The sequence below is a fragment of the Chryseobacterium sp. HMWF035 genome, assembly GCF_003094695.1.
Lineage (GTDB): Bacteria > Bacteroidota > Bacteroidia > Flavobacteriales > Weeksellaceae > Chryseobacterium > Chryseobacterium gambrini.
In genome coordinates this window covers 1-25,491 of sequence record NZ_QEHP01000150.1, presented here as the reverse complement: position 1 = coordinate 25,491, position 25,491 = coordinate 1, and the positions used below count along the sequence as shown (strand labels likewise).

General features: G+C 34.9%; 21 protein-coding genes. 9 read left to right on the top strand and 12 right to left on the bottom strand.

Annotated features, from left to right (window positions below):
- Positions 1 to 530: 530 nt before the first annotated feature.
- Both DD829_RS22925 and DD829_RS22920 read right to left on the bottom strand, forming a co-directional pair.
- Positions 531 to 1,244, bottom strand: a complete 714-nt coding sequence (locus DD829_RS22925) for a DUF434 domain-containing protein (RefSeq protein ID WP_108411300.1) — start codon at positions 1,242 to 1,244, stop codon at positions 531 to 533.
- 15 nt (positions 1,245 to 1,259) lie between these two features.
- Positions 1,260 to 2,249 carry a hypothetical protein gene (locus DD829_RS22920; protein ID WP_116548201.1) on the bottom strand — a complete coding sequence of 330 codons (990 nt, stop codon included), beginning with the start codon at positions 2,247 to 2,249 and terminating at the stop codon, positions 1,260 to 1,262.
- A gap of 337 nt (positions 2,250 to 2,586) precedes the next feature.
- Between DD829_RS22920 and DD829_RS22915 the strand changes: the two genes are divergently transcribed.
- From DD829_RS22915 to DD829_RS22885, 7 genes are all read left to right on the top strand, one after another.
- Entirely contained in the window at positions 2,587 to 3,615 is a 1,029-nt protein-coding gene (locus DD829_RS22915; RefSeq protein WP_108411375.1) for a LacI family DNA-binding transcriptional regulator, read from the top strand.
- Positions 3,616 to 3,738: 123 nt separating this feature from the next.
- Positions 3,739 to 5,814, top strand: a complete 2,076-nt coding sequence (locus DD829_RS22910) for a leucine-rich repeat domain-containing protein (RefSeq protein ID WP_108411351.1) — start codon at positions 3,739 to 3,741, stop codon at positions 5,812 to 5,814.
- Between the two features lie 64 nt (positions 5,815 to 5,878).
- A complete protein-coding gene (locus DD829_RS22905; RefSeq protein WP_108411352.1) occupies positions 5,879 to 7,969 on the top strand; it encodes a leucine-rich repeat domain-containing protein in 2,091 nt (696 codons plus the stop codon).
- A 53-nt stretch (positions 7,970 to 8,022) separates the two neighbouring features.
- Complete coding sequence (locus DD829_RS22900; protein WP_108411353.1) at positions 8,023 to 8,430, top strand: hypothetical protein; 408 nt, start codon at positions 8,023 to 8,025, stop codon at positions 8,428 to 8,430.
- Between the two features lie 115 nt (positions 8,431 to 8,545).
- Positions 8,546 to 10,321, top strand: a complete 1,776-nt coding sequence (locus DD829_RS22895; RefSeq protein ID WP_108411354.1) for a leucine-rich repeat domain-containing protein — start codon at positions 8,546 to 8,548, stop codon at positions 10,319 to 10,321.
- A gap of 338 nt (positions 10,322 to 10,659) precedes the next feature.
- Positions 10,660 to 10,911, top strand: a complete 252-nt coding sequence (locus DD829_RS22890; RefSeq protein WP_123906975.1) for a hypothetical protein — start codon at positions 10,660 to 10,662, stop codon at positions 10,909 to 10,911.
- 52 nt (positions 10,912 to 10,963) lie between these two features.
- Positions 10,964 to 11,470, top strand: coding sequence for a hypothetical protein (locus DD829_RS22885; RefSeq protein ID WP_116548200.1), 507 nt, complete (start codon positions 10,964 to 10,966; stop codon positions 11,468 to 11,470).
- 82 nt (positions 11,471 to 11,552) lie between these two features.
- Here the strand turns inward: DD829_RS22885 and DD829_RS22880 are convergent, their stop codons facing one another.
- The gene (locus tag DD829_RS22880) at positions 11,553 to 11,786 is read right to left on the bottom strand and encodes a hypothetical protein (RefSeq protein ID WP_076392864.1); all 234 of its coding nucleotides are present in this window, start codon (positions 11,784 to 11,786) and stop codon (positions 11,553 to 11,555) included.
- 244 nt (positions 11,787 to 12,030) lie between these two features.
- Between DD829_RS22880 and DD829_RS22875 the strand changes: the two genes are divergently transcribed.
- Both DD829_RS22875 and DD829_RS22870 read left to right on the top strand, forming a co-directional pair.
- A complete protein-coding gene (locus DD829_RS22875; protein WP_410493827.1) occupies positions 12,031 to 12,519 on the top strand; it encodes a hypothetical protein in 489 nt (162 codons plus the stop codon).
- Between the two features lie 640 nt (positions 12,520 to 13,159).
- A complete protein-coding gene (locus DD829_RS22870) occupies positions 13,160 to 13,714 on the top strand; it encodes an REP-associated tyrosine transposase (protein ID WP_108410789.1) in 555 nt (184 codons plus the stop codon).
- 59 nt (positions 13,715 to 13,773) lie between these two features.
- Here DD829_RS22870 and DD829_RS22865 read toward each other — a convergent pair whose 3' ends face one another.
- The 9 genes from DD829_RS22865 to kduI form a co-directional block, all read right to left on the bottom strand.
- The gene (locus DD829_RS22865) at positions 13,774 to 14,499 is read right to left on the bottom strand and encodes an HNH endonuclease signature motif containing protein (protein WP_108410788.1); all 726 of its coding nucleotides are present in this window, start codon (positions 14,497 to 14,499) and stop codon (positions 13,774 to 13,776) included.
- A gap of 494 nt (positions 14,500 to 14,993) precedes the next feature.
- A complete protein-coding gene (locus tag DD829_RS22860) occupies positions 14,994 to 16,610 on the bottom strand; it encodes a UxaA family hydrolase (RefSeq protein ID WP_108410256.1) in 1,617 nt (538 codons plus the stop codon).
- Positions 16,611 to 16,616: 6 nt separating this feature from the next.
- Complete coding sequence (locus tag DD829_RS22855; RefSeq protein ID WP_108410255.1) at positions 16,617 to 18,080, bottom strand: tagaturonate reductase; 1,464 nt, start codon at positions 18,078 to 18,080, stop codon at positions 16,617 to 16,619.
- Between the two features lie 192 nt (positions 18,081 to 18,272).
- Positions 18,273 to 19,802: an MFS transporter gene (locus DD829_RS22850; RefSeq protein ID WP_108410254.1), complete on the bottom strand. Its 1,530-nt coding sequence runs from the start codon at positions 19,800 to 19,802 to the stop codon at positions 18,273 to 18,275.
- Positions 19,803 to 19,808: 6 nt separating this feature from the next.
- The gene (locus tag DD829_RS22845) at positions 19,809 to 20,471 is read right to left on the bottom strand and encodes a bifunctional 4-hydroxy-2-oxoglutarate aldolase/2-dehydro-3-deoxy-phosphogluconate aldolase (RefSeq protein ID WP_108410253.1); all 663 of its coding nucleotides are present in this window, start codon (positions 20,469 to 20,471) and stop codon (positions 19,809 to 19,811) included.
- A 225-nt stretch (positions 20,472 to 20,696) separates the two neighbouring features.
- Positions 20,697 to 21,701: a sugar kinase gene (locus DD829_RS22840; protein ID WP_108410252.1), complete on the bottom strand. Its 1,005-nt coding sequence runs from the start codon at positions 21,699 to 21,701 to the stop codon at positions 20,697 to 20,699.
- A gap of 378 nt (positions 21,702 to 22,079) precedes the next feature.
- On the bottom strand, positions 22,080 to 23,477 hold the full coding sequence (gene uxaC / locus DD829_RS22835) for a glucuronate isomerase (RefSeq protein WP_108409078.1): 1,398 nt from the start codon (positions 23,475 to 23,477) through the stop codon (positions 22,080 to 22,082).
- A gap of 16 nt (positions 23,478 to 23,493) precedes the next feature.
- Positions 23,494 to 24,276, bottom strand: a complete 783-nt coding sequence (locus DD829_RS22830) for a gluconate 5-dehydrogenase (RefSeq protein WP_108409077.1) — start codon at positions 24,274 to 24,276, stop codon at positions 23,494 to 23,496.
- 9 nt (positions 24,277 to 24,285) lie between these two features.
- Positions 24,286 to 25,122 carry a 5-dehydro-4-deoxy-D-glucuronate isomerase gene (gene kduI, locus DD829_RS22825; protein WP_108409076.1) on the bottom strand — a complete coding sequence of 279 codons (837 nt, stop codon included), beginning with the start codon at positions 25,120 to 25,122 and terminating at the stop codon, positions 24,286 to 24,288.
- Positions 25,123 to 25,491: the final 369 nt, after the last annotated feature.

Sequence of the window (25,491 nt, the reverse complement as noted above, 5' to 3'; positions counted from 1 at the left end):
TTCTTCTGTTAATTCTATAAATCGCATACTTCAATTATTAACAAGAGAAATATACAAGTTTTTAGAAAAATGTATTATTATTTATTTTTAGATACTTAACACGAATGTTTTTCGCAAATATCACAATAAATTATTTGTGCGACTTATGTTTTTTTAAACACGAATAACGCTAATGTTTTCGCAAATATCACAATAAATTATTTGTGATTTTTAGTGTTAATATTTGTGCAATTTGTGTTTACTTAAACTCGAATAACGCTAATGTTTTCAAAGATAGCACAATAAATTATTTGTGCTTTTTAGTGTTAATATTTGTGCCATTTGTGTTTACTTAAACTCGAATAACGCTAATGTTTTCACAGATAGCACAATAAATTATTTGTGATTTTTAGTGTTTTTATTTGTGCAATTTGTGTTTACTTAAACTCGAATAACACTAATGTTTTCGCAAATATCACAATAAATTATTTGTGTTTTTTAGTGTTGATATTTGTACAATTTGTGTTTTATATATAGCCTTTGTGTTTAAATCAACACATTTTGATAACATTAGCCGAAAGATTTTCTTCCTGAATTAAATATCCGATGAGATTGAACCAGCTTTTGCAGTGATCCAGAATCCATGCATCAGAAGTGACGAGAATTTCGGCATTTTCTGCTAAAAATTTATCGGGATTAAATTCCAGTTCAACGTTCCAGTTGACGTTATTTTCAATGGCAAAATCCATAATGATCTGTTTGATTCTTCCGCTGTTTGAAACTGGTTTGTCGAAAATCCAGATCAGCTTTTCTGCATGAGATATATGAAAAAATGAAGCAACGAGTTCAATAGCTTCCTGCGTCTGATTTACTCTTTTATAGGTTCCGAAAACACCGGAAAGATCCCGGAAACAATCATCTGTTCCTTCAAAAATATAAGCTCCGGAAAGAAGGCTTTCCAGTAAAATCAGGACATTGAAGCCATCAAGATATAAGGTTTTAACTTTCAATTCAGAAATTTTGAGCTGTTTAGATTTTCTGTTCTGAAGCTGAGTTTCTGAAGCGGAAGCTCCTCGAACCGCCTGAATCTGTCTTGTTTTGAGGCGGTAATGATTTCCGACAAGTTCCGACGAAGCTTTTTCAGCATAATTCCGGCTTAATAAATACTGCATATCCTGAACTGCCGATTTCATTTTCTCAAGCTGTTTTGCGGAACCGAATAAGGTATCGTCGCCCGTATTTTTTCCCCGATTTCTGTTACTCATATTTAAATTTAAAAGTTATTTTTCAGCGTAATTATAATAATTTGCTTCAGAATCGAAGATAACAAGAACATTTTCTTTTACTCCGTAAGTTGCCGTGTCGCTTATATAATCAAAACTTTCCGGTAAAGTTTCACCATTGGTTTTTAACAGATTGTATTTGTTGTCTTTTTTAAATACTCCAATAACTTTAGCCTGATAAGCAGGAGTAATACATTCGAGTGGTGTTGAAAGAATTAAGTTGAGTTTATTATTTTCATAGGTATAATAATTCCACTTACTGTTTTCGTATAACATGACATAATTTCCTATAAATTTTGCGTGTTCAAATTTTATTTTAAGAATCTCAGTCCCATCAGGCAGATAAAGACCATATTTATTTTTCTTTTTTAAGATCAGTAAGTCCTGATTTGTACTTTTATATATCAAATCCTTTTTAGAAATAATAGAATCTACATCTATTTTAAAAACCGGTCCTTTATTTACCTCAATCAAGTTATATTTCCCGTTTAGGCTTTTTGATATAAAATAATCGGGCGTTGCAGGCTCTCCGCAGTAAATAGAAGATTCCCGGAAAATTCCGTTTCTTACATCATATCTGGTGACCTCATCAAATACTGCATATTTTTCATAAGAAGTCAATTTAACCGGATAGGAAGATAAAGAGTAAAAAATAAATCTTCCGCTCCGATCAATCAATCCCCATCGGTTTTTATACTTTACAACGGCAGTTTTTCCGACAAAAGGATAAGCCATTTCAAATCCGTAGGGAAATATTTTTTGCCTGGTTTTACTATTATAAAAATAAAATTCACGGGAACTGTCACCAGAATAATCATATAAATTACTGACAAAAACCGTATCATTATCAGTCATCCAAACGAAATTATCCAGCAGGTAAAGATCTATTTTATCTTTAAATTCAGAAATTGAATTCTGCGAGAAAAGGCTTCCCGAAAAGAATAGTAAAATGAGAACAGTATATGATATTTTCCTCTGCAAATTCATGGTTATAAAAATATTTTTACAAATTACAAAACTATCTCAATTAACAATACAAAACTGAAATTATTTATACTTACTGTTGTTACAGAAAAATCTTAAGAAAACTAAATCTAACAATAGCGGAAATACGTTTTATTTTATGTAAATCTACTCTTTTCAACTTAAGCATACTGCTTTTTAATGTAAATAAAATCAGCAATTTAAGCATACCTTTTTTTTATAATGACAGTTCTCTGTTATAATATCATTTCAATTGCTTTTTAATCTCCATAATTTGATTAAATTTACCTCAATAACGTATTTCGTTTTGAAGTACATCATCATCCTGAAAAAAGTTTTTATGAATAAAAAAAGTGCCACGATATACGATATTTCGAAAAAGCTAAATGTAAGTGTGGCAACGGTTTCCAGAGCATTGAACGATCATCCGAGAATAAGTGAGGCAACGAAGGAACTGGTAAGAAAAACTGCCAAAGAAATGAACTATAAGCAGAACAATCTTGCCAAAGCCTTAAAAAGCGGTGAAACGAAGAATGTGGGAATTATTGTTCCGTATATCAATACCAACTTTTTTTCTTCTGTTATACGCGGCATTGAAGAGGAACTTTCGCCTTTCGGTTATCATGTGATTATCTGCCAGAGCCATGAAGATGTGACCATTGAAAAAAAACATCTGAATACGCTTCTTAATGCGCAGGTTGACGGTATTTTCATGTCAGTTTCCAAAACAACTGTTGAAACGGAGCATATCCAGAATATTTTAGATACTTCAAATACGCCGATCATATTTTTCGACCGTAAAAAGGATATTCCGGGAATAAGTACGGTTACGATTGATGATTACCGGGGTGGTTATATTGCTACGGAACACCTCATCAGTGAAGGTTATAAAAACATCTGTCATTTTTCGGGAGATCTGAATCTTGAGATTTACCGCAACCGTCTTAATGGCTATAAACAGGCACTCATCGACCATAATTTTTCTGTAAAAGAGGAAAATATTATTTCTACTGGAAGTTCTATTGACGCCGGAATTGATGCTATTAAAAAGTTGTGGGAAAGAAAATCTGTTCCCGATGCCATTTTTTCGTCCAGTGATTTTGCTGCTTTGGGAGCCTGTCAGGAACTTAAGAAAAGGAAGATTAAAATTCCTCAGGAAGTTGCCGTAATTGGCTTTTCCAATGAACCTTTCACCCAGTTTATGGAGCTTCCGATGAGTTCTGTAGACCAGACTCCGGTAACGATGGGGAAAATGGCAGGACAGGTTTTTATCGAAAGTGTAAAGGAAAACAGCTTCGGTGTTTCCATAGAGAAAAAAGTGGTACTGGCTCCTCAGCTTCATATCCGAAAGTCTTCGAAGAGAAAGTAATTTCTTATCTTTTTCTAAAATATTCTCCTATTCATTTTCATCAGAAAACATTTACAAAATGATTTTCAATATGATGGAAATGCTTTATATTGCGTAAAAACAGCCCTTATTTAATTGAAAAATATGAATGATTCTAAAACTATAATCAGCCAACTCGAAAATACTCTTAATATCAAATTTGATAAAGTAGAGAAAGAAGATGAAAATTCTTGCTATATTTCAAGCAAATTAAGTTATTTATCTCTTTCAAACCTGCATTTTGAAGATTTCTCCGCACTCGAACCTGTTTTTGAAACACTTTATACACTTATATTAACAGAGTGTTCTATTGCCAATGCCAACGATATGCATCGCATGAAAAAACTGGAAACCCTTGTTCTGAAAAAATGTTCAATTTCAATGGAAGAAACTTTTGATCCGGACGTATCTAAAGCTAATACAACTAAGGGGAATTTTGAAAGTATATATCTGGAAGATATGGATGTTCCGCATCCCGGATTTTTCTTACCTGTTTCCAAATATCTTCATGATATTACATTTACAGAATGTACCGTCAGCAATGTTTACGAATTAAATCTTTTTCCTTCCTTATATTACTTAAATATAAATAATAGTCAGTTTATTACGTCTGAAAACAACATTCAATATAAGCAGGATTCCATAAAAAAACTCAATTGGCTGACATTTGAAAATATGAAATTGAAAAATTTCGATTCGTATCTTCCTGTGTTGAAAGAAATAACTGTTTTAAAATTATACGACTGCGAACTGGACAGTTTAAAAAACATCAGTCAGTTTCCACATCTGAAAAGGCTTCATCTTGATCCTGAATTAAAAATTAATGATCCCAATTCTGAATATGATAATTCACAACAGTTTAAACTTAAAGAATGCATTATTCAGTCATTTGTATCATTTTATGACTGGACTCCGGATGTAGTACAGCCTGATTTTGATGCAAAACTGCTCCTTTCGGCTGCTCCTTATCTCCGAAATCTGACAGTAGAAGGATACAAACTGATCAATACAGATTATCTGAAACATTTGCCAAAGTTAAATCAACTCAATTTTGAAAAATGCACCGTAGATCTGGAAGATTATTTATCTGTGGCACCACAAATTAAGCGGATTTATTTTAATACTTCCGAAATAAAAAATCAGTACGCTTTCAAATATTTTACAAAACTCGAAAAGATAGAAGTTTCAGTAGATCGTCCTGAAGATCGAAATTTAATAAATCTTGAGAAGCTTTTGCCTTTAAAAGAAAGTTTAAAGAAAATCATTCTTTGGAATAATGAGGTCATTCAGAACATTGACCAGATAACAAATTTTACTACATTAGAAGAGCTTGATATCAGCGCTGATTCTATAGAATTTGCACAGAAAATATTGTCTATGGAATCTCTTAAAAATCTGGACCTGAATATTTATATTAAAGAACTGGAACCTGAAATTACTGAACCCATTATTCTGGATTTGCAACATCTGAAAAACGTGGAAAAATTAAATTTGGGTACCGTTGGAGATTTTTATTTTAAAGGAATCGGTTATTTAAAATCTTTGAAAAAGCTTATTTTAGATGATGATTGCGATCTGGAAAGTTTAGCGCAGTTGCCGTCACTTAAAAAACTATTTATTGAGGTAAATGCGATCGATAAACTCCCTCGTTTAGAGCAGGTAAAAGTACTTAAATTATACAGCAGAGGAGAATATTGTGAGATAAATTTACATGATAAATTTCCCAATCTTAAAAAACTTGATTTAAGGGCATCAGAAGAGCAGAAAATAAAACTCAAGGATTTGGAAAAATTAAAAATACTTACACTCTTTGGAAGCGATTTTGATGGCATTGTATCTTTAGAAAATCTTCCCAAACTTGAGGAACTGGATCTCGGTTATTGCGGGCTTTCCAAAGTAACTAAACTGGATAATCTTACCCATTTAAAAACATTAAATCTGGAAGAAAACGAAATTGAAAACATCGATGGTTTAGAAAACTTGAAAAATCTTGAACGCCTGAACCTCTATGATAACAAAATCTACGATATCAGTGTATTGAATAAGCTCCCCAAGCTTCGTGAAGCCAATCTTGCAAAGAATAAAATAAAAAAAGAAGATGCCGAAAAACAGCTCGACAAACCGGAAGTGGCAATCTGGTACTACAGACCTTCTACTCCTTTCCGAATAATTATTGACTAGAAACACAACCTGAAAAAAAATTATAAGTAATAAAAAGAGCTTATTTTTAGCCTAATTTAAAAATATGAGTGATCCTAAAACTATTACCCAAAAACTTGAAGATTCCCTTAATATCAAATTTGAAGAATGGGACAGAAAAATAAAAAAGAGTGGAAAATCTTATTATGATGGCTATAATAATTTATATCTCTCGAACTTACATTTTGAAGATTTCTCTGCACTTGAGCCTGTTTTTGACAAAATTCATTATTTGACATTAACAGAATGTTCCATCGCCAGTCTGGAGGATATTGACAAAATAAACCTGCAATACCTCACGCTTAGAAAATGTTCCATTGAAGCAACTTTCGATCCTGACATACCAAAAGCCAAAACCTCACATGGTCATTTTCAATGTTTAATTCTGGAAGAGATGAATCTTCCACATCCCGGATTTTTCCTGCCTGTCTCCAATCATCTGGAATATGTTACCTTTACTAAATGTACAGTTAATAATATTCATGAACTAAATCTTTTTCCTGCTTTATATAGTCTTACAATCAATGACACCAATTTCATTGAGTCAAAAAGCGACATTCAATATCAACGAAATAAAGGAAAATTTACCTTTTTAGATTTTGAGAATATGAAGTTGAAGAACTTCAATCTCTTCATCCCAATTTCAAATGGGGTAAGTAATTTGTCTTTACACAATTGTGAAGTAGAGAGCTTAAAAAGTATCTGTCAGTTCCCTGATTTAAAAAAACTAGGTTTATATCCTGATATAAAAATTCATGATCTTATTATTCCTGATCATGATATAAAACCCTTTGAGCTGGAGAGATGTGTGATCTCGAGACAACCGCCGAATTTTGGTTGGGATCCGGACTGGACTATCCAAAATTTTGATACAAAACTTCTGGCATCAATAGCCCCTTATATCAAACATTTGATGATAGAAGATTACAACCTCACCAATACAGGTTATCTAGAAAATTTTTCAAAATTAAATGAACTTTATTTTAACAGATGTTCTATTGATCTGAATGATTATTCATCAATAGCACCACAAATTCAAAAGATTAGATTTGAACACACGGAGGTTAAAAATCAGAAAGCTTTCAAATATTTTACAAAGCTGGAAGATATAGAATTCGATGCCCACCATCCTGATAAAAAGAATCATTATATAGACGTCAAAAAATTGTTACCACTGAAAGGATTTTTAAAAGCTTTTAATGCTTTTGATTGGAATAAAATCAGGATGATTAGGAATCAGGATGAACTAAAACATTTTACTGCGTTAGAAAAAATTGAAACCTCAACACGCAGTCTCGAACTTGCTCAGGATATTTTGTCGATAAAATCCCTTAAAAAACTTCAACTCACCATTGAAAAACAAAACCGTAAAATTGCAGAGCCTATAACACTGGATTTACAAGAACTGAAAAATATTGAAAATTTATGGTTATCTACATTTAATAATTTTTATTTTGAAGGATTAGGACATCTCAAATCCTTACAGACACTTACTCTAAGTGATGATGGTGATCTGGAAAATCTCGCTCTGTTACCTGCACTTGAAAAACTTATTGTGAAGGGAGAAATCATCAATAAACTACCCAGATTAGAGCAATTAAAAATATTAGACTTAAAAATTGAAAAAGACTGCGAAGTTCCCGTAGCATTGTTAAATAAATTTCCAAATCTTGAGAAACTTAAAGTGAGTTTTTATGGTGAACAAAAAATAGATTTTAGTGGATTAGATAAATTAAAAGTTTTGATTTGTGAATGCTACAATTTTGAAAATGTAATCGCTTTTGAGAACCTACTCAACCTTGAAGAACTTGATCTTAGTCGCTGTGAGATTTCCCGTATATCCAAACTGGATCATCTTATCAATTTAAAAACACTTGATCTGGCAGAAAATTATATTGAAAGTCTGAAAGGTCTGGAAAAGCTAAAAAATCTGGAACGCCTGAATCTTTCTGACCATAAAATCTCTGATTTCAGTCTTTTGAATATATTTCCCAAACTTCGTGAAGTAAATGTTCCCTCTTCTAATATAAAAAAAGAAGATATTGAACAACAACTTGATAAACCGGAGATTTTACTCTGGGTCTATTCTCCTTTTCGCATCGGCCTTGAAAAATCCCTTTATATATCTGGCAATTAATGATAGTTTTAAACATCAATTAAAAATAATACTAATACCTAAAAACAAAAATTATGTCCTGGAGAAGAATGAACCCCGATGAACATGAAACAATTTACACATCGAATGCCAATGAACTGGAGCAGCTCACTGCAGATTTAAAAAAAGTTGTAGACCGCATCATAGAAAACAGAAAAAATGATGAAGCGACGGAAGCAAAACAGCTGTTATTTTTCATTAATGCCACTAATGGCTACATAAGAATCTTATGGACAAATGAAAACAAAGCCGTCGGAAACTGGGTCTATCATCTCGACGTACCCAAACTTCATGAAGGTGGTGATGCCTTTGTTTTCGACAAAATGTGCTACAGTGCACTTTGGGATTATGCCGAGGAAAATAATTTTGATGAAGAATACGAACCCATCTATGATATCTTTTACAAAACCGAGCTTACAGACGCTGAAGAATTGTTGATCTGATATCAGGCGCAAAGATTTCAATACTATAAAATAGACGTGATGTTACTTTGGTAAGATCACGTTTATTTTTCCTTCTTTCTCTAATAATTGTATATTGCATCCACAACTAATATATATGGAACTTTTATCTGAATTAAAAACACTTATTACCAACAGCACTAAAGAAAGCATCCAGCAGGCAAAAGATATTGCTTCAGAAAACCAACTCAATGTAATTGCGGAGATTTGCGATTTCTTTGAAGCAACACTTGATGATGGAAGCTATTATGTACACGAAATCAAACGCTTTTTGTCAGCTAATTTTGAACATTACCCTTCCCATCATTTATCTCTTACACCTCTGAATTTTAGCGGCATTGTAATGGATTATTACTATTCTAAAAAAACAATGTTCGGTCCCAGGTTACCGGATTCTATAGGCTGCCTGCAAAGCCTTACTTCTTTTGCCTGCGACGGCTGTTTTGATGAGTTGCCTATTGGTTTTGCAAAACTGACCAACCTTAAAAAGCTGGATCTCTCTCAAAACAAAATGAAAGAATTTCCGGAAATGATTCTTCGCTTTAAAAAACTTGAACATCTTGATCTTTCGTTAAATTCAGAAATAACAGAGATTCCGGATGGGATAGAAAATTTAAAGAAGCTTAAAATATTGAAACTCGGCTACAACGACATTGAAGAACTTCCTCAAAACATTGGGTTATTATCCGACTTGGAGGAAACTCGTGTTCAGGGCAATAAACTGAAAGCTATTCCGGCATCTTTTGGGTTGCTCACTAAGCTTAAAAAGTGTGATTTTAGTGAGAATGCTATTTCCGGAATTCCTCAGGAACTCAAAAATCTTGATCAGCTTGAATCTGTAAATTTTTCAGATAACCCTCTCTCTACTGAAGATGAACTTTTGCTGATGCATCTTAATCCTGCAGCCCATACATTTACATCTATTGAAAAAGCATTAATTTATAAGGATAAAGTTACCATTTTAAACCTTAGCAAACAGAATCTAAAGGAAGTTCCGCTTACTGTTGGTGAGTTGAAAAATCTGAAAAGTTTGGATCTGAGTGAAAATAAACTTACCGAATTGCCGGAAATAATTATCCAATTGACAGAGCTTACTTATCTGAATCTTAACAGAAACCAACTTCAAAAAGCGCCTTCAGGAATTGGTAAACTTAAAAAGTTGGAAAATCTGGATTTGTCCCGTAATCAGCTTACCGACATCAGCATTGATTTTAGTAAACTAAAGAAACTACATACCTTATCTTTAGATTATAATAAACTTCAGGAATTACCTTCAAGCATAGGTGAGCTCAAAAAACTTGACTTCCTTTCCATTGCCAATAACAAACTGAATACATTACCAGATACCATTGGAAATCTTAAAAAACTAAGATGTATATTCTTGAATCATAATGCAATAACGGAATTACCAAAAGAAGTCGGGCAGCTTTCCGGTTTAAAAGTTCTTGAATTGTCATTCAATCAACTGAGCTCTCTGCCACAGGACGCCGAACAGTTATCAAACTTGAGAGAGTTGAACATGGAAGGAAACCGCCTCAATGAATTTCCGACATCTATCGACAAACTTAAAAGACTGGAAATACTGGATCTGAGTGAAAATGACATTAAAGTAATCCCTTCTTCCGTAGAGTACCTGATAAAACTGAAGGATCTTAATCTGCATGATAACCAGGTAGAAGAACTGCCTGCTTCTATTGCAAAAATGCCTGCCTTGTTTTCTATAGGTATGGACAATAATAGGCTGAACGCTTTACCAAAAGAATTGAAGAATGCTAAAAAGCTGAAAGAGCTCTCACTCATTGACAATGATTTTACGGAAGAAGAGCAAGACGAAATACAGGATATATTCTCAGAAATTGAATTTATATTTTAACCTAACTAATCTCAACATATTATAAAACCAGATTTCGCTGATTGATAATACTTGACTTTCAGCAATAATATATTCTAAGTAAGGATTACTCATCTGTATTATCGTTTGATAATCTATTTATTTACTTCTCATTTGTTTAATCATTTTTGGAAGAAAAAATTGAAAATCATCCAATAAAAGATGAAATAAAGAAACTTGAGAATGACTTATATAATGGATTCAGAGGAGGTCGTAACCGCAGCAATATTTTAACACTGTTAAATTCTGAGACAGATAGGATGAGACGGCTGTAACATTTTGAATGAAACTCTGATCAAACTCATTTTATAAAATATGGTTTGCAGCAGAAAGATGAGGATCGCAGATTAGTGATTGCTTTGAAAAATTATGTTAAACTGATTCATCTCTCCTCACCTCCAAAGTTTGAAAATGATCAGGGAATAATTACCAAAAGCGGAATTAACAGAATGATAAAATGGTGTAAACAGGATGGACATCTAATTCAATATGCACGTGATGGAAACAACTTTAACCTGAATGACGAAGAAAAGCAAGCTCTAGTTAAAGAAATATTAAAAATGATATCTTAAATTTTATGACATTATAATAAAATATTAAATCATTAGTTGATTCAACAAAAACATGAAAGATGAAATACTAAAAATATTAGATAAAAAGCACCTTTTAGTTGTAGGGAAATCTGAAACTGAAAGGCGAAATTTCGTCGGTTATATTATTGAAAATACAAATTATGAAACCTTCAGGTTTCCGGCCGGGATGAAACTATTCCATGAATATTTAGACTTTATAAAAAAAGAACAGCTTTATCAACCATGGTATGAAGCAAAAAAATACAACGGAAACCAAATCTTAGATTTTCATCGGGATTGGATTTCCGAAAATAATTCTCTTTTCGTTTTGGAAGAGTTTGATTATATGGAGGAATCGTGGAAAATGGAATTATTCAGACTTTTTATCCATGAAACTGAAAACCGCAGAAAAGGTGAAGACAAAATTAAAGTCATTTTCTCACAAAATTCTGAAAATGGATTAATCGATAAGCTTTCTCATATTATTACGCTAAAGGAATCCGAAAAAAGGACGAAAAGGCAGATCATTGAACAAAACTTAGAATTGATAAACATCTAAAATGTACACCTCATCTTTTTATTAATATTCTAAAAACAAAAAAAGCGGTTGAAAAAACCGCTTTACTTTTACCAAAGATTTGCTAGTAAACACATCCGCAACCTGTTTCCCATTCCTGACAAAGACGAATAGGTTCATTACACCATCCGCCACCACCTCCACCGCCGCCGGTCACTCTGTAGCATATACCATCATTACAGTAGTAAGATCCTACAGTGGGTGGACAGTTTCCATCCAAATCGCAGACTGCATACGCAACGTCGCCGCCGCTGATGAGCACCAACTGACTTCTTTTTAATTTTTTAAGATTTTTCATAATGAATATTTTTAATTTACTGATTACTAAGGCATAAAATTTTTAAATCACTTACAAGTGTTTTATATAAAACCGAAATTTTAAAGATTATGAACGAAAAGAAATGCTCTCTGCGGAAGCAGGAAGACTTTTCAAATAATTATTATAAACAAATTTAGTGTCTGAATAAAAATTTTTACTACATTCGTTTTCATTAAAAAAACACACGATTTTATATAAACAGTATTAACCTTTAAAATCAAAAATGATGGGATTAACGAATCTGAACTCCGTTCATTTGAGCAGTGCAAAGATCACTACGGCACAGGATGCCATCACGGCATTGGAAACAGCGCTTGCTGAAATTAATTTTAATCTTTCCGCTGAAGACCTTAAACGTTACGGAAGCATTAACGAGCAAAACAAGCTCTTTGTGAACAAAGTTTACGACTACAACAGCAGTCAGCCCAACCTGAGTTCTCCCGAAGTCGACTGGGACGAATTCAACAGAGATCATACCTCCCGAAACAATATGGAAATGATGATCAGCAGGCTTGAAAGTATTATTACGAGACTTAAAAATTCCAAAACGCTGCATGATTACGACAATTATCAGTCGGCTTTGGTGGATTATTCGTACACCACCTACAAAGCGGGAACCTCAGCACCGGGATTTGAAGACAAGTACAAAGATCTGAAACAGTTCTTCGTGAAAAATTCAACTTCCAGCGCTCCGCCTGAAGAGAAAAAGTAAACAGTAACACACATATTACCCCTCCCAATTCTAAGGAGGGGTATTTTTATGCTTTGCCTTAATCTTTTAACTGTTCCGACACGCTTTTTAATGATGTCAAGGCATTACTTACTGTTCTGCATACGTTCAGTAAAGATCCAGAGCGGTCATTTAATCACCTCGATATGTCATTAAATGGTCACCCGACATCATCTACCCTCTTAGATACCTTCACAAAAGATTCGGAGAGGTCTTTTATCTATCTTTTACCTGTCCGGATAGTTTGCATGATCTATTCTAAGACTTACATTACCTCGCTGAAGATATCTGCAACGCCAACGGATGTTTTAGGAACGTGTCGGGATAGGTTGGGTAACGTATCGAAACCTTTGAAGAATGTGTCGGTACTTTCGTGGGACGTGTCAGGATGTATATTTTACGTATCGGGAGGGGCTAGGAACGGCAAATTTGAGTTTGGGAACGTGAACGATGTCGCGGATTTGTAATCCGTGACCTAAATATGCTATTAATGTTCTAAGCACGGATTACAAATCCGCGCTATCAAATCCTGCTATCAAACCCCCGCTATCAAATTACAAATCCACACTATCAAATCTGCGCTATCGAAAAAAATATTTTGTATATTTAAACAAAAACACAAATGTCTACAAAATACAAAGCTTTAGATATTGATCAGGCTTACTTTATCACAATTACTACTGTCGGATGGGTTGATGTATTTACCAGATTATCACAAAAAATGATAATTATAGAATCTTTAAAATACTGTCAGGCTCAAAAAGGACTTTCTATTTTTGCCTATTGCCTAATGTCAAATCACTTGCATATTTTCTGCAGAGCAGATGGAAAGTATACATTATCTGAAATCATGCGTGATTTTAAAAAATTTACTTCAAAAAAAATCATTGAAACCATACAGTCTGAAACTGAGAGCAGAAAAGAATGGATGCTAGATTATTTTAAAAAATCCTGCGAACATTTATCTCGTGAACAAAAATTCAAAGTTTGGCAAGATGGATATCATGCCGAGGAAGTTTTTTCTAACAAATGGATTAAAGAAAAAATAAATTATATTCACCAAAATCCTGTGAAACAGAAAATTGTGACAGAACCTGAGCATTATTATTTCAGTAGTGCACGGAATTATGCAGACTTCGATAATCCTTTGGATGTTCTTGTGGTTTTTATGGGGTGAATTGTTGCGAGTCGTAGTCACGGATTGCAAATCCGCGACATCGGGCATCGGTTAGATTTTCATAAGCAAATACCTACATGAATATCGGACATTGTAACTCTTGATAATGTTATTAAATCATTTACAATTAATCCTTCATTAGTAATTTTGAAACTATTACCATTAAAATAAAATTTTCCACGTTTAAAGTTTATTATATTTGGTATTTCAAACTCTATATCTACAAAGATTGCTCTTTGACGTTGCCTAATTATTAGTCTTCGTCCAATATATTCAATATCCCAAATTCCAACTGAATACTGCATAACATTGTTTTTTATAATTAGAATTACATTATTCCGTTCGTCCAGCAAATTCATATTAACAAAAAAATGCTGATCTTTAAGATTTACTTCAATAACTGGAAATTGTTTAACCATAAGTGGGATCATATGTCCTCCTAAACCAACATCATTTAGGTAAAAGGATGAATCTCCCATCTTAACTATTGCACTATTACCAGAATAATATAAAATATCAGGAGTAGAAAGTCCTTTTCTATAATTAAAAGGATTTTTATTAGCTTCTTCAACTATGAATGATGGTAAACGTCGCGCTGTTTTTGCCCTATGGTGCGTAGGACAGAGAAGTGTTATCTCAGAGGCTACATGTCTCTTAACTTTTGACCATTCTAACATATGTTCATAATCGTAGATAGGACATCCGCAGACAACACAACCGAATCCACATCTCTGTCTAACTTCTCTTGCTATTGGATCTGGAATTGGAGGTCTTTGTTCTTTCATTTTTTTAGTTAAATATATTCAAAAATGTGAAATATTTAAATTTCTGATAAAAAACTTGTTTAAACTAATTTCAGAACTAACCACAAAAGGCACAAAAGACAATGTTAAAGCTAATTTCAATAATATTCAAAGCGCTCAAAAGAATAAAAATCAAAGATTTTTAAAACTATTGTGAACTTTTTTATTTATAATTATCAGCCCAGATATCGCGGATTTGTAACCGTGACTTTACTCTCAATGCAAAGCTATTAAAATATTATAGTTCCTTATTGTAAATATGAAATCAGCACGGATTGCAAATCCGCGACATCGGATAGCGCGGATTTGCAATCCGTGACTTTACGCTCAATGAAATGTTATCAAAATGTTAGAGCCACTTATTGTAAGTAGGAAATAAGCACGGATTACAAATCCGCGCTATCGCCCAAAAAGAAAATGCTCCCCACACAAAGCAGGAAGCATTTTCAACCCTAATATTTAATATAATTAACCCATTACAGAGAGACTCCTCGTCTCCATGGAATGAAATCATTCTGATTCAGTAAGTCTGCTTTGGTTTTCACTTCGCCGCTTGCCACTTTAATGATGTATTCGAGCAGTTCGTCTGCTGCTTCCGAAATGGTTTTATCTCCGCTGATGACCGTTCCTGCATTGAAATCGATAATATCAGACATTTTTTCAGCTAAAATAGTATTTGAAGAAATTTTAATTACCGGAGCGATCGGATTTCCCATCGGTGTTCCGAGACCTGTGGTGAAAAGGACAACGGTTGCTCCGGAACCAACCAAAGCTGTTGTACATTCGGCGTCATTTCCGGGGGTGCAAAGCAGATTTAGCCCGGGTTTTGTTGCGTATTCTGTAAAATCAAGAACCTCAACAATCGGAGCAGAACCACCTTTTTTAGCTGCTCCCGCGGATTTCATGGCATCGGTAATCAAACCGTCTTTGATATTTCCGGGAGACGGATTCATATCAAACCCTGAACCTGCCGCCACGACAGATTTTTCAAAATCTTTCATCAACTGAAGGAATTTCACACCGTCTTCTTCATTGATGCAACGGTTCACCAACTCCTGCTCTACTCCGCACAATTCAGGGAATTCGGCAAGCATTGTTGTTCCGCCAACTGCTGCCATAATATCTGAAACTTCACCCAAAACAGGGTTTGCAGAAATTCCGGAGAAACCGTCGGAACCCCCACATTCCAAACCGATATTCAGCTTTGTGATGGAGGCAGGTTTTCTTTCAATATTATTAGCTTGTTTAATTCCTTCATAAGAATCTTTGATCACGCCGGTCAGCATTTCATCAATCGTTCCCGATTTTTGCTGTTCGTAAACAACAATCGGTTTTTTATTATCGGGCGCCAAAGCGTGAAGCGCATCCATAAAAATCTGCACCTGAAGATTCTGACAGCCTAAGCTGAGAACCGTAGCACCGGCAACATTCGGGTTGTTGACATATCCTGCAAACAGCCTTCCCAATGCTTCCGCGTCCTGACGAATTCCGCCACAACCGCCTTGATGCGTGATGAATCTTACATCGATATTTTTAAATACTCTGGTGTCTTCTTCCTCTTCCACTGCAGTATCAGAGGTTTCACCACCATTCAATAATGATCTTAATAAAAGCTGATGCTTACTTGCTTTTTCGTGTAACAGCTCTTTTTCAAAAATATCTTTCAGCGTTTCGATATTTTTGTTTTCACAGAATACCAAAGGGAAAAACAGCCAGATGTTTTCCGTTCCCACCTGTCCGTCTTCACGGTGGTATCCCATGAAAGTACGGTCTTTCCATTTGTCCACATTCGGCGGAGTCCAGCCTAAAGTTTCAGTTTTGCCTTCTACTTTTGCGCTTTGGTGTTTTACATTTTCGGTTGTAATGACTTCTCCTTTTCTGATGGACTGATTGGCTTTTCCGACAATGACACCATACATGATGATCTGATCTCCTTCTTGAAAATCTACAGCAGCAAATTTATGTTTAGCCTTAATATCTTTTACCACCGTGTATTCTGCACCATCAAGATGTACCGATTCTCCGGCAGACAAATCCAGCAGTGCTACAATAACGTTGTCTTTGGGATTTACTTTCAGGATTTTCTTTTGCATGATTTTTTAAGAATTGAATTCTACAAAATTGTTATAGGCAGTTTCCATGTCATTATGATCGATTTCGTACAATGCATTTGCCACTGCTGTTTTCAAACCTTCAACCTGAGTAAGATCTCTATCCCAGAAAGAAGTTTCAGAAAGCGCTAATTCAGCTACTTTTTCATACTCTTCGTTTGTCCAGATTTCTTTAAATTTAGCAACGATTCCTTCTTCATCATTTAAAGGAAGCGCTTTTTCGCCGAAACTTCCCTGATAGAATCTGATGAGACTTGCTAAAGAAAAGGTAAGGTTTACCGGCAATTTTCCGTTGTTTTCAACATAGGTAAGTAAACTTGGTAATACTCTTACTTTAAATTTAGATATAAAATATAAAGCAATACTTGCTAAATGATGCTTGATGAAAGGATTTCTGAAACGGTCGAAAACTTCTTCCGCGAATTCTTTCAGTTCAGTCTCATCTAAACCTAAGGTTGGATTCACTTCATTAAAAATCGCATTCTTCAAAAACTTTCCGATAAATTGATCATCCACAGATTCTTTAACCGTTTCTTTTCCTGATAAAATTGCCGGAGCCAACATTAAAGTGTGACCGCCATTCAGAATTCTGACTTTTCTTAAACGGTATGGCTGAATATCATCCACCACCAAAATCTGCTCGTTGATTTTGTTGAATGGAATTCTATCATTTAAATTTCCGGCTTCCTGAATGACAAAAAGAAGGAATGTTTCTGAAACCACCATCATCTGATCTTCATAATCCAACTGGTCTTCATAAGATTCTGCATCGTCTTTCGGATAGCCCGGAACAATTCTGTCCACCAGTGTATTATGGAAATAATTGTTTTGATGAATCCACTCCACAAATGTATCTTCTAAATTCCAAAGTTGAGCATATTTGATGATAATATCTCTTAAAACAAATGCATTGTTTTCAATTAATTCGCAGGGAATAATTCTCAATCCTTTATCAGCCGCCCCGTTGAAATGTTTAAATCTTTCGTAAAGTAAAACCGCTACTTTTGCAGGGAAATTTTTGTGCGGACCTTGGTAAGAAGTTTCCGTTTCGTCGTAAGCAATTCCTGTTTCCGTGGTATTGGAAAAGACAAATTCCAGCTCTTCTTCTTTCGCTAAAGCTAAAAAATCCTGGTAATCAGAATATGGATTAACTGATTTCTGAATGGCAGAAATAACGTGCTTTTCATCAATAATTTCTCCTTTTTTAATTCCTCTCGTGAAAAGAGTATATAAATTATCCTGCTCTTCCATTTTCTGAATAGAGCCGTTTGGTGTTGCCTGTAAGTTGACAATCCCCCCTTTCCAGTCGGTTTCTTTATTTAATTTATCAATTACATAATCTGTGAATCCACGCATGAAATTTCCGCCACCAAACTGAACGATTTTAATGGGAAGTTTTTCCTGAGTATTACTTAATTCACGATTTAATTTTTGTTTTATCTGATTTTCCATTTTTCTAATTTGAATTAAATGTGTTTTTAATTCTGCTAAATCTTGCTACAGGACATTTTTTTAACGCAAAGTCCGCAAAGATTTTTTTAATATCTCATGTATATTTTTAAGTTCGCAAAGGCGTTTCACTCAGCTAAGATCTCAAAATTTTTATTTGAACTGGTAAGAGTTCTTTTAAAATTTCGTCAAAATTTATTTACTGATCACTTTGTATTTAGGAACCAATGTTTTCATAACTGTCCAGGCAATAAGATAAGCGACGGCACAGATTGAGAAAATAATCATATAACCTTTATCAATTCCGTCTGAAACTATTGCTCCTGATTTTTCCAACTGCTCAAAAAATCCATCCGGTAATCTTTCGTTGATGTATTGCGGATATTTTTCCAGTAAAGGAGTTCCGTCAACTGTTGACCATGCTTTGTGTGCGTGATCGAATAATAATCCGGAAGATTTATTAATTAAAAAAGAACCGATTCCACCTGCCATTCCGCCAATTCCGGTAATGGTAGCAATGGCTTTTTTAGGGAACATATCGCCTACCGTAGAGAAAATGTTTGCCGACCAAGCCTGATGTGCTGCACCTGCAATACCAATAATTAAAACAGGAAGCCAATACGTAATTGTTCCTAAAGGTTGTGCTAACAAAGCCAATAAAGGAAAAAATGCGAAGATTAACATCGCTTTCATTCTTCCTGCGTAAGCGTTCATTCCTAATTTTTCAACAAAATATTTGGGAAGCCAACCTCCGACTATTGAAAGTAAGGTAATCATATACAATACGAATAATGGCAAAGCACTTTGAGTAGAATCCATTCCGTACACCGAACTTAAATATGCCGGAGTCCAGAATAAAAAGAACCACCAAACGCCGTCTGTCATGAACTTTCCGAAGGCAAAAGCCCAAGTCTGTCTGTAACTGAAACATTCTTTAAACGTAAATACTTTTTCAGGAATCGAAGTATCTTCATTCGGAAGATCGTCCTGATCCTGATTGATATAAGTCAATTCGTGCTCATTAACTCTCTTGTGTAAATGTGGCTTTTTATAAACGAAAACCCAAAGTCCCATCCATACAAATCCTAGTGCACCAATGATGATAAACGCCCATTCCCAACCCATAGATTTGGCAATAAAAGGAATCGTAATAGGTGCTGCCAAAGCTCCCACTGTTGCTCCCGCATTCCAGATACTGGTAGAAAATGCTCTGTCTTTTTTAGGAAAATATTCTGCCGTGGTTTTAATTGCTGCCGGAAAATTCCCTGCTTCACCAATTGCCAAAACGAAACGTGCAAAAATGAACAACGTAACACTTGTACTAATGATCGCAGAAGTATTGGAAATTGTAGAAATCAATTCTTTAGATCCCTGAAAACCTGCAAACCAGTTTCCGGTAAGAATTCCTGAAGTGGCAATTCCACAGAATGCGTGTAGAACTGCACCTACAGACCAAACTCCGATTGCCCAAAGGAAACCTTTTTTAGTATCCATCCAGTCGACAAATTTCCCTGCGAAAAGCATTCCTACTGCATAAAATATAGAAAATAACGCAGTGATGTTTCCGTAATCGTTGTTATTCCAATGAAATTCGGGTGCTATAAAGTCTTTCCATGTTAAAGATAATACCTGTCGGTCTAAATAATTGATTGTTGTCGCCAAAAACAGCAGCAGACATATCGTCCATCTGTAGGTTGTTGGTTTAACAGTATTAGCTGAACTCATAGTAATCTATTTAGTTAAAGTCTGAATAATTTCCAGCACTTTTTTAGTTTCATTTTCTATAGTCGAATAATCTTTGGCAGCCATCAAATCTTTGCTGATGAGTTTGCTTCCCATTCCCACCGCAGAAACTCCTGCTTTAAACCAGCTTTCAATGTTTTCTTTTGTGGTATCCACTCCGCCTGTCGGCATGAATTTCAGATTCGGGAAAACATCTTTGATGGAACTCATAAATCCTGCTCCCAAAGCATTTCCGGGAAATAATTTAATAAATGTTACTCCTGCTGCTTCAGCGGTGATGATTTCAGTCGGCGTCATACAACCCGGACTGTACAATAGGTCTTTCGGAATTAAAAATGCGGCAACTTCAGCTACAAAACCCGGACTGATGAAAAAATCTGCTCCGATTTCATAATATTCTTCAGCCTGCTGTAGATTTTTAATTGTTCCTATTCCCAGTAGCATTTCAGGCATTTCTAAATCTCGGACATCTATCATTTTTTTAAAATTGCTTAATGCAGATTCTCCACGGCTTGTATATTCTACTGCCTGAATTCCTGCTTTGTAAAGCGATTTCAGTATGTCTATGGTTACCGTTTCATCATCATTATAATACAAAGGTAAAATCCCCTGATTAACGATGGCGTTGGTAACGGTTTGAATTTTTGTCATTTTGTTGAATTATCTTGTTTAAAAATAATTTTTAATAAGATTAAGTCTATCCTTTAGCATGCTGTAACTTCAGCACCTCTTTATTTTTAACGCAAAGGGCTCAAAGATTTTCTTTTTAAAACTTGATGTATATTTTAAGTTCACAAAGGCGTTTCACTCAGCAAAGTCCACAACGTTTTAGTTCTATTGAAAGCCAATTGCTAAAAGCTAAGAGCCAAAAGCCAGCTACCTTTTTATTCTTCCTCCTGAATTTCCTGCCATTACTTCAAGGATATCTTCTGCACTGCAATAATTGATATCGCCTAAAATAGTGTGCTTGATGGCACATGCTGCGTTGGCGAAATTCAATGCTTTTTCGTCATCAAAATTTAATAATCCATAAATCAAACCTGCGGCAAATGCATCACCCGTTCCGATTCTGTCGACTACGTTGTCGATTTCTAAAAATTTGGTTTCAAAATAATTCTCGTTGACCAAAGCTCTTCCCTGCGTCTGCTGAGAACTTGCCGTAACCCCAATTCTTATTTTGTCGAAAATTTTATGAATTGACGGACATTGTCTTTTTAATTCTTCACAGGCTTCTAAGAATCCGTTTTTATCTGATGAAAACTGAGTTCCTAAGATTTCGTTGATTTCATTTACTCCACCAATGAAGTTGGTTGATAGAGAAACCAGTTCCTTCAACACTTCGTTTCCGTTTTTTCCATATTTCCAAAGATTGGAACGGTAAGCCGGATCTGTGGTAATTTCGATTCCTAATTCACGAGCGGTTTGTAAACCTTCTTTGAGACTTTCATAAGCCAATTTTGAAATTCCGGGGCTGATTCCTGTCCAGTGAAAATAATCGCAGTCTTCCAAAGCTTTTTTCCAGTCGATTTTCCCTGCTTCAATATTTGCAAATGAGCCGTTTAATCTGTTATACGCAATTCTGCTTGCGCGAACCGATGATCCTACTTCTAAGAAATATAAACCTAAAGGATGTTCATTTTTAGAAATAAAATTGGTATCAATTCCGAAGCTTTTGACAAAAGAAAGCGCCGATTCTCCCACGAAATCGTCTGAAACAGCACTTACATGCTTTACTTCGCATCCCATGGTTGCCAATGAAGAAGCAACATTGAGTTCTGTTCCGCCGAAGAAAAATTCCATTTCGTGGCTCTGCTTCATGGTTCTGTTTCCGGGAGGGGAAAGCCGCATGATGATTTCGCCGAAAGTAAGTATTTTACCCATAAGTTTTTACTAACCTTAATTTTTTGAATATCTGTTGATTTTTTTAACACAAAGATTTTCTTTTAAAACTCAATGTATATTTTTAAGTTCGCAAAGGCGTTTCACTCAGCGAAGACCACAAAGACTTTTTATTAATAAAAATTACAGATATTTTTTATTTTAACCATTAAGATTTATTTAAGGAGTTTAGAAAAATTAAGTTGAGCTTCGCTTTAAGCATTCTTGCTGAATTAAAATTTTTGATTTTATCTTAATCAAAACTTAATTTCTTAATTCTCCTTAATGGTTTAAAATATTTTAAATCTCCCGCAGATTTAGCTGATGACACAGATCATTTTAAATCTGCAAAATTTGCGAAATCTGCGAGAGTTTTTTCAATTAAAAATCAAAATAATTTTTAGCATTATGGTAACAGATATCGGAAATAATTTTCCCAACGTGTTCCATATCCTGTGGCAATTCTCCGTTTTTCATTTCTTCTCCGAAAAGATTACAAAGCACTCTTCTGAAATATTCGTGTCTCGGGAAAGAAAGGAAACTTCTTGAATCGGTTAACATACCTACAAAACAGCTTATCAATCCCATGTTTGAAAGGGCATTCATCTGTTTGATCATTCCGTCTTTCTGGTCTAAAAACCACCATCCTGACCCGAACTGTACTTTTCCTTTGATGCTTCCATCGTTGAAATTTCCGATCATCGTTGCGAAAATTTCGTTGTCGGCAGGATTTAAATTGTATAAAATAGTCTTCGTTAATTTGTCTTTTCCGTCTAAAGCGTTTAATAAATTAGACAAAGTTTCAGCCTGAACGAAGTCACCGATAGAATCCCATCCTGTATCGGGACCGAGAATTCTGTGCATTCTTTCGTTATTGTTTCTCAAAGCTCCTAAATGGAACTGCTGAACCCAGCCAAATTTGTGATACGCTTCTCCTAAGAACAGTAAAATGGCTGTTTTAAACTGATTCACCTGCTTTTCGGCAATTACTTTTCCTGAAAGTTTATCATTGAAAATGGCACTTACTTCCGCTTCCGTAGCTTCTTCAAATGAAATATTGTTCAGTCCGTGGTCGCATAATCTGCATCCGTTTTCGTGGAAATATTCAATTCTTTTTAATAATGCATCGCACAAAGTCTGGTAAGAATTGATTTCAATTCCTGCCGATTCGCCTAATTTGGCAATATAATCTGCAAAGTTGTGGTTTTCAATTAAAATCGCTTTATCAGGACGGAATGCGGTACTTACTTTTACTTTCCAGCCGCTTTTTGCCAAATCCTGATGATAATTCAAAATATCTGTTGGATCTTCTGTTGTACACAGAGATTCCACATTCATCATTTCCAGCAAACCTCTTGTGGATTTTTCGGGAGTCTGCAACTGAGCGTTGATGTTATTGTAAATTTCTGAAGCGTTGTTTTCATTCAGCAATTCATCAATTCCGAAATATCTTTTCAGTTCTAAATGCGTCCAGTGATACAGAGGATTTCTTAATGTATACGGAACCGTTTTAGCCCACGCTTCAAATTTTTCTTTATCTGAAGAATCTCCGGTAATGAATTTTTCGTTCACTCCTAATGTACGCATCGCTCTCCATTTGTAATGATCGCCCGAAATCCAGACTTTAGAAATATTATCAAAAACCGTGTTTTCGGCAATATCTTTAGGAGTCAAATGATTATGATAATCAATGATTGGCTGTTTTTCTGCGTAGTTGAAGTATAATTCTTCAGCGTATTTATTTTGTAATAAAAAAGTATCTGTAATAAAAGAGTTCATTCTTAAAGTTCTAGTGTTATTCATTAGCAGGTTTCCCGATGGTTGCTAAAATTCCGCCGTCAACGTAAATAATCTGTCCGTTGATGAACTTACTTGCATCTGAAGCTAAAAATATAGCCGTTCCTGCAAGATCTTCAGGATTTCCCCATCTTCCTTCCGGAGTTCTGCTGATGATAAATTCGTTGAACGGATTTCCGTCCACTCTTATGGGTTCTGTCTGCGACGTTGCAAAATATCCGGGTCCGATTCCGTTTACCTGAATATTATGTTTCGCCCATTCTGTTGCTAAATTTTTGGTGAGCATTTTAAGTCCGCCCTTTGCCGAAGCATACGCTACAACATTATCGCGTCCCAGCTCACTCATCATCGAACAGATGTTGATGATTTTTCCTGATTTTCTCTTGATCATGTATTTCCCCACTAATTTGGACATGATAAAAGGTCCGGTAAGGTCTACATCGATTACTTTTCTAAAGTCTTCCACTTCCATATCAATTGCCGGAATGCGTTTGATGATTCCTGCATTGTTGACAAGGATGTCTATTTTCCCATGAGCAGCTTCCATTAAGGCTACTTTCTGGGCGGCTTCCAGTTCGTCGGTCACATCGAAAATATATCCGGTTGCTTTGTATCCTTTGGAATGATAATATTCCAGAGCTTCGTCTAATTTTTTCGGTGTTGTACTTGTGATCGCCAGTTCGGCTCCCGCTGCGGCAAGACCTTCTGCCATTGCCATTCCCAATCCGTGAGTTCCACCTGTAACAACGGCAACTTTACCGGATAAATCGAATAAATTCATGTGGAAAAATTACTTGAGTTCGTTAGTTTTTACAGCATCCATATCGCCATAATCCATGTTTTCTCCCGCCATTCCCCAAATGAAGGTGTAATTGGATGTTCCGACTCCTGAGTGAATAGACCATTCCGGAGACAGCACGGCTTCGTTGTTTTTCATAAAGATATGACGCGTTTCATGAGGCTGCCCCAGAAAATGACTTACCGCCTGATCTTCTTCCAGATCGAAATAGAAATAAGCTTCCATTCTTCGGATATGCGTGTGAGAAGGCATCGTGTTCCAGACACTTCCTTCGTGCAGTTCCGTCATTCCCATCTGTAATTGACAGGTTTCCAATACGCTGTTCACAATCAGTTTATTGATTGTTCGTCTGTTTGCGTATTTTGTTTCGCCCAATTCTACAATTTCCGCTTCGTTCTTTGTAATTTTCTTTGTAGGATAAGAATGATGAGCGGGTGCAGAATTGAAATAGAATAAGGTCTGTCCTTCGTTTCCGTTTTCAAAAACCACATTTTTTGCTCCTTTTCCGATGTATAAAGCTTCTTTATTTCCCAGTTCGAAAACTTCACTATCAACAGTCACCTTTCCGGCTGCCCCTACGTTGATGATTCCCAGTTCTCTTCTGTCTAAGAAATGTTCAGCTTTCAAATCGTCAGTCGGTTCAAGCTTCAATGAGCTTTTTACCGGCATTGCGCCTCCGACAATCATTCTGTCGTACATAGAATACACTACATTGATCTGATCTTCATTGAATAAGTTATTCATGAGAAATTCCCTTCTTAAATCCTCTGTTGTATATTTTTTTACATCTTCGGGATGATGGGCGTAACGAAACTCAGATTTTGTCATCTTCTTTACTATTCATTTTTGCGGTTTTAACAAAACCGGTTAAACATTGTGTAATCGATTGCATAAATTACACTGAAAATTTGCAGAAATACTTTCGGGATAAATATATAATTAATATTCAAATGATCAATAAAAATTTCAAAAAATATGATAAATAATTATAAATCAATATTTTAAATAATTAAATTAATTCATAAATTAATAAAATATGACCAGAAATTTAATCATTATTTAACCAAAATAATGCTTCAGGATTTGATTGAAATAAAAATCTATTAGAAAAATAGTTGGACTTTAACAATAATGATTCTGTAAACATAATTCAAAATAAATTTATTCTATACATATAATAAGGCTAAACTTTATCAC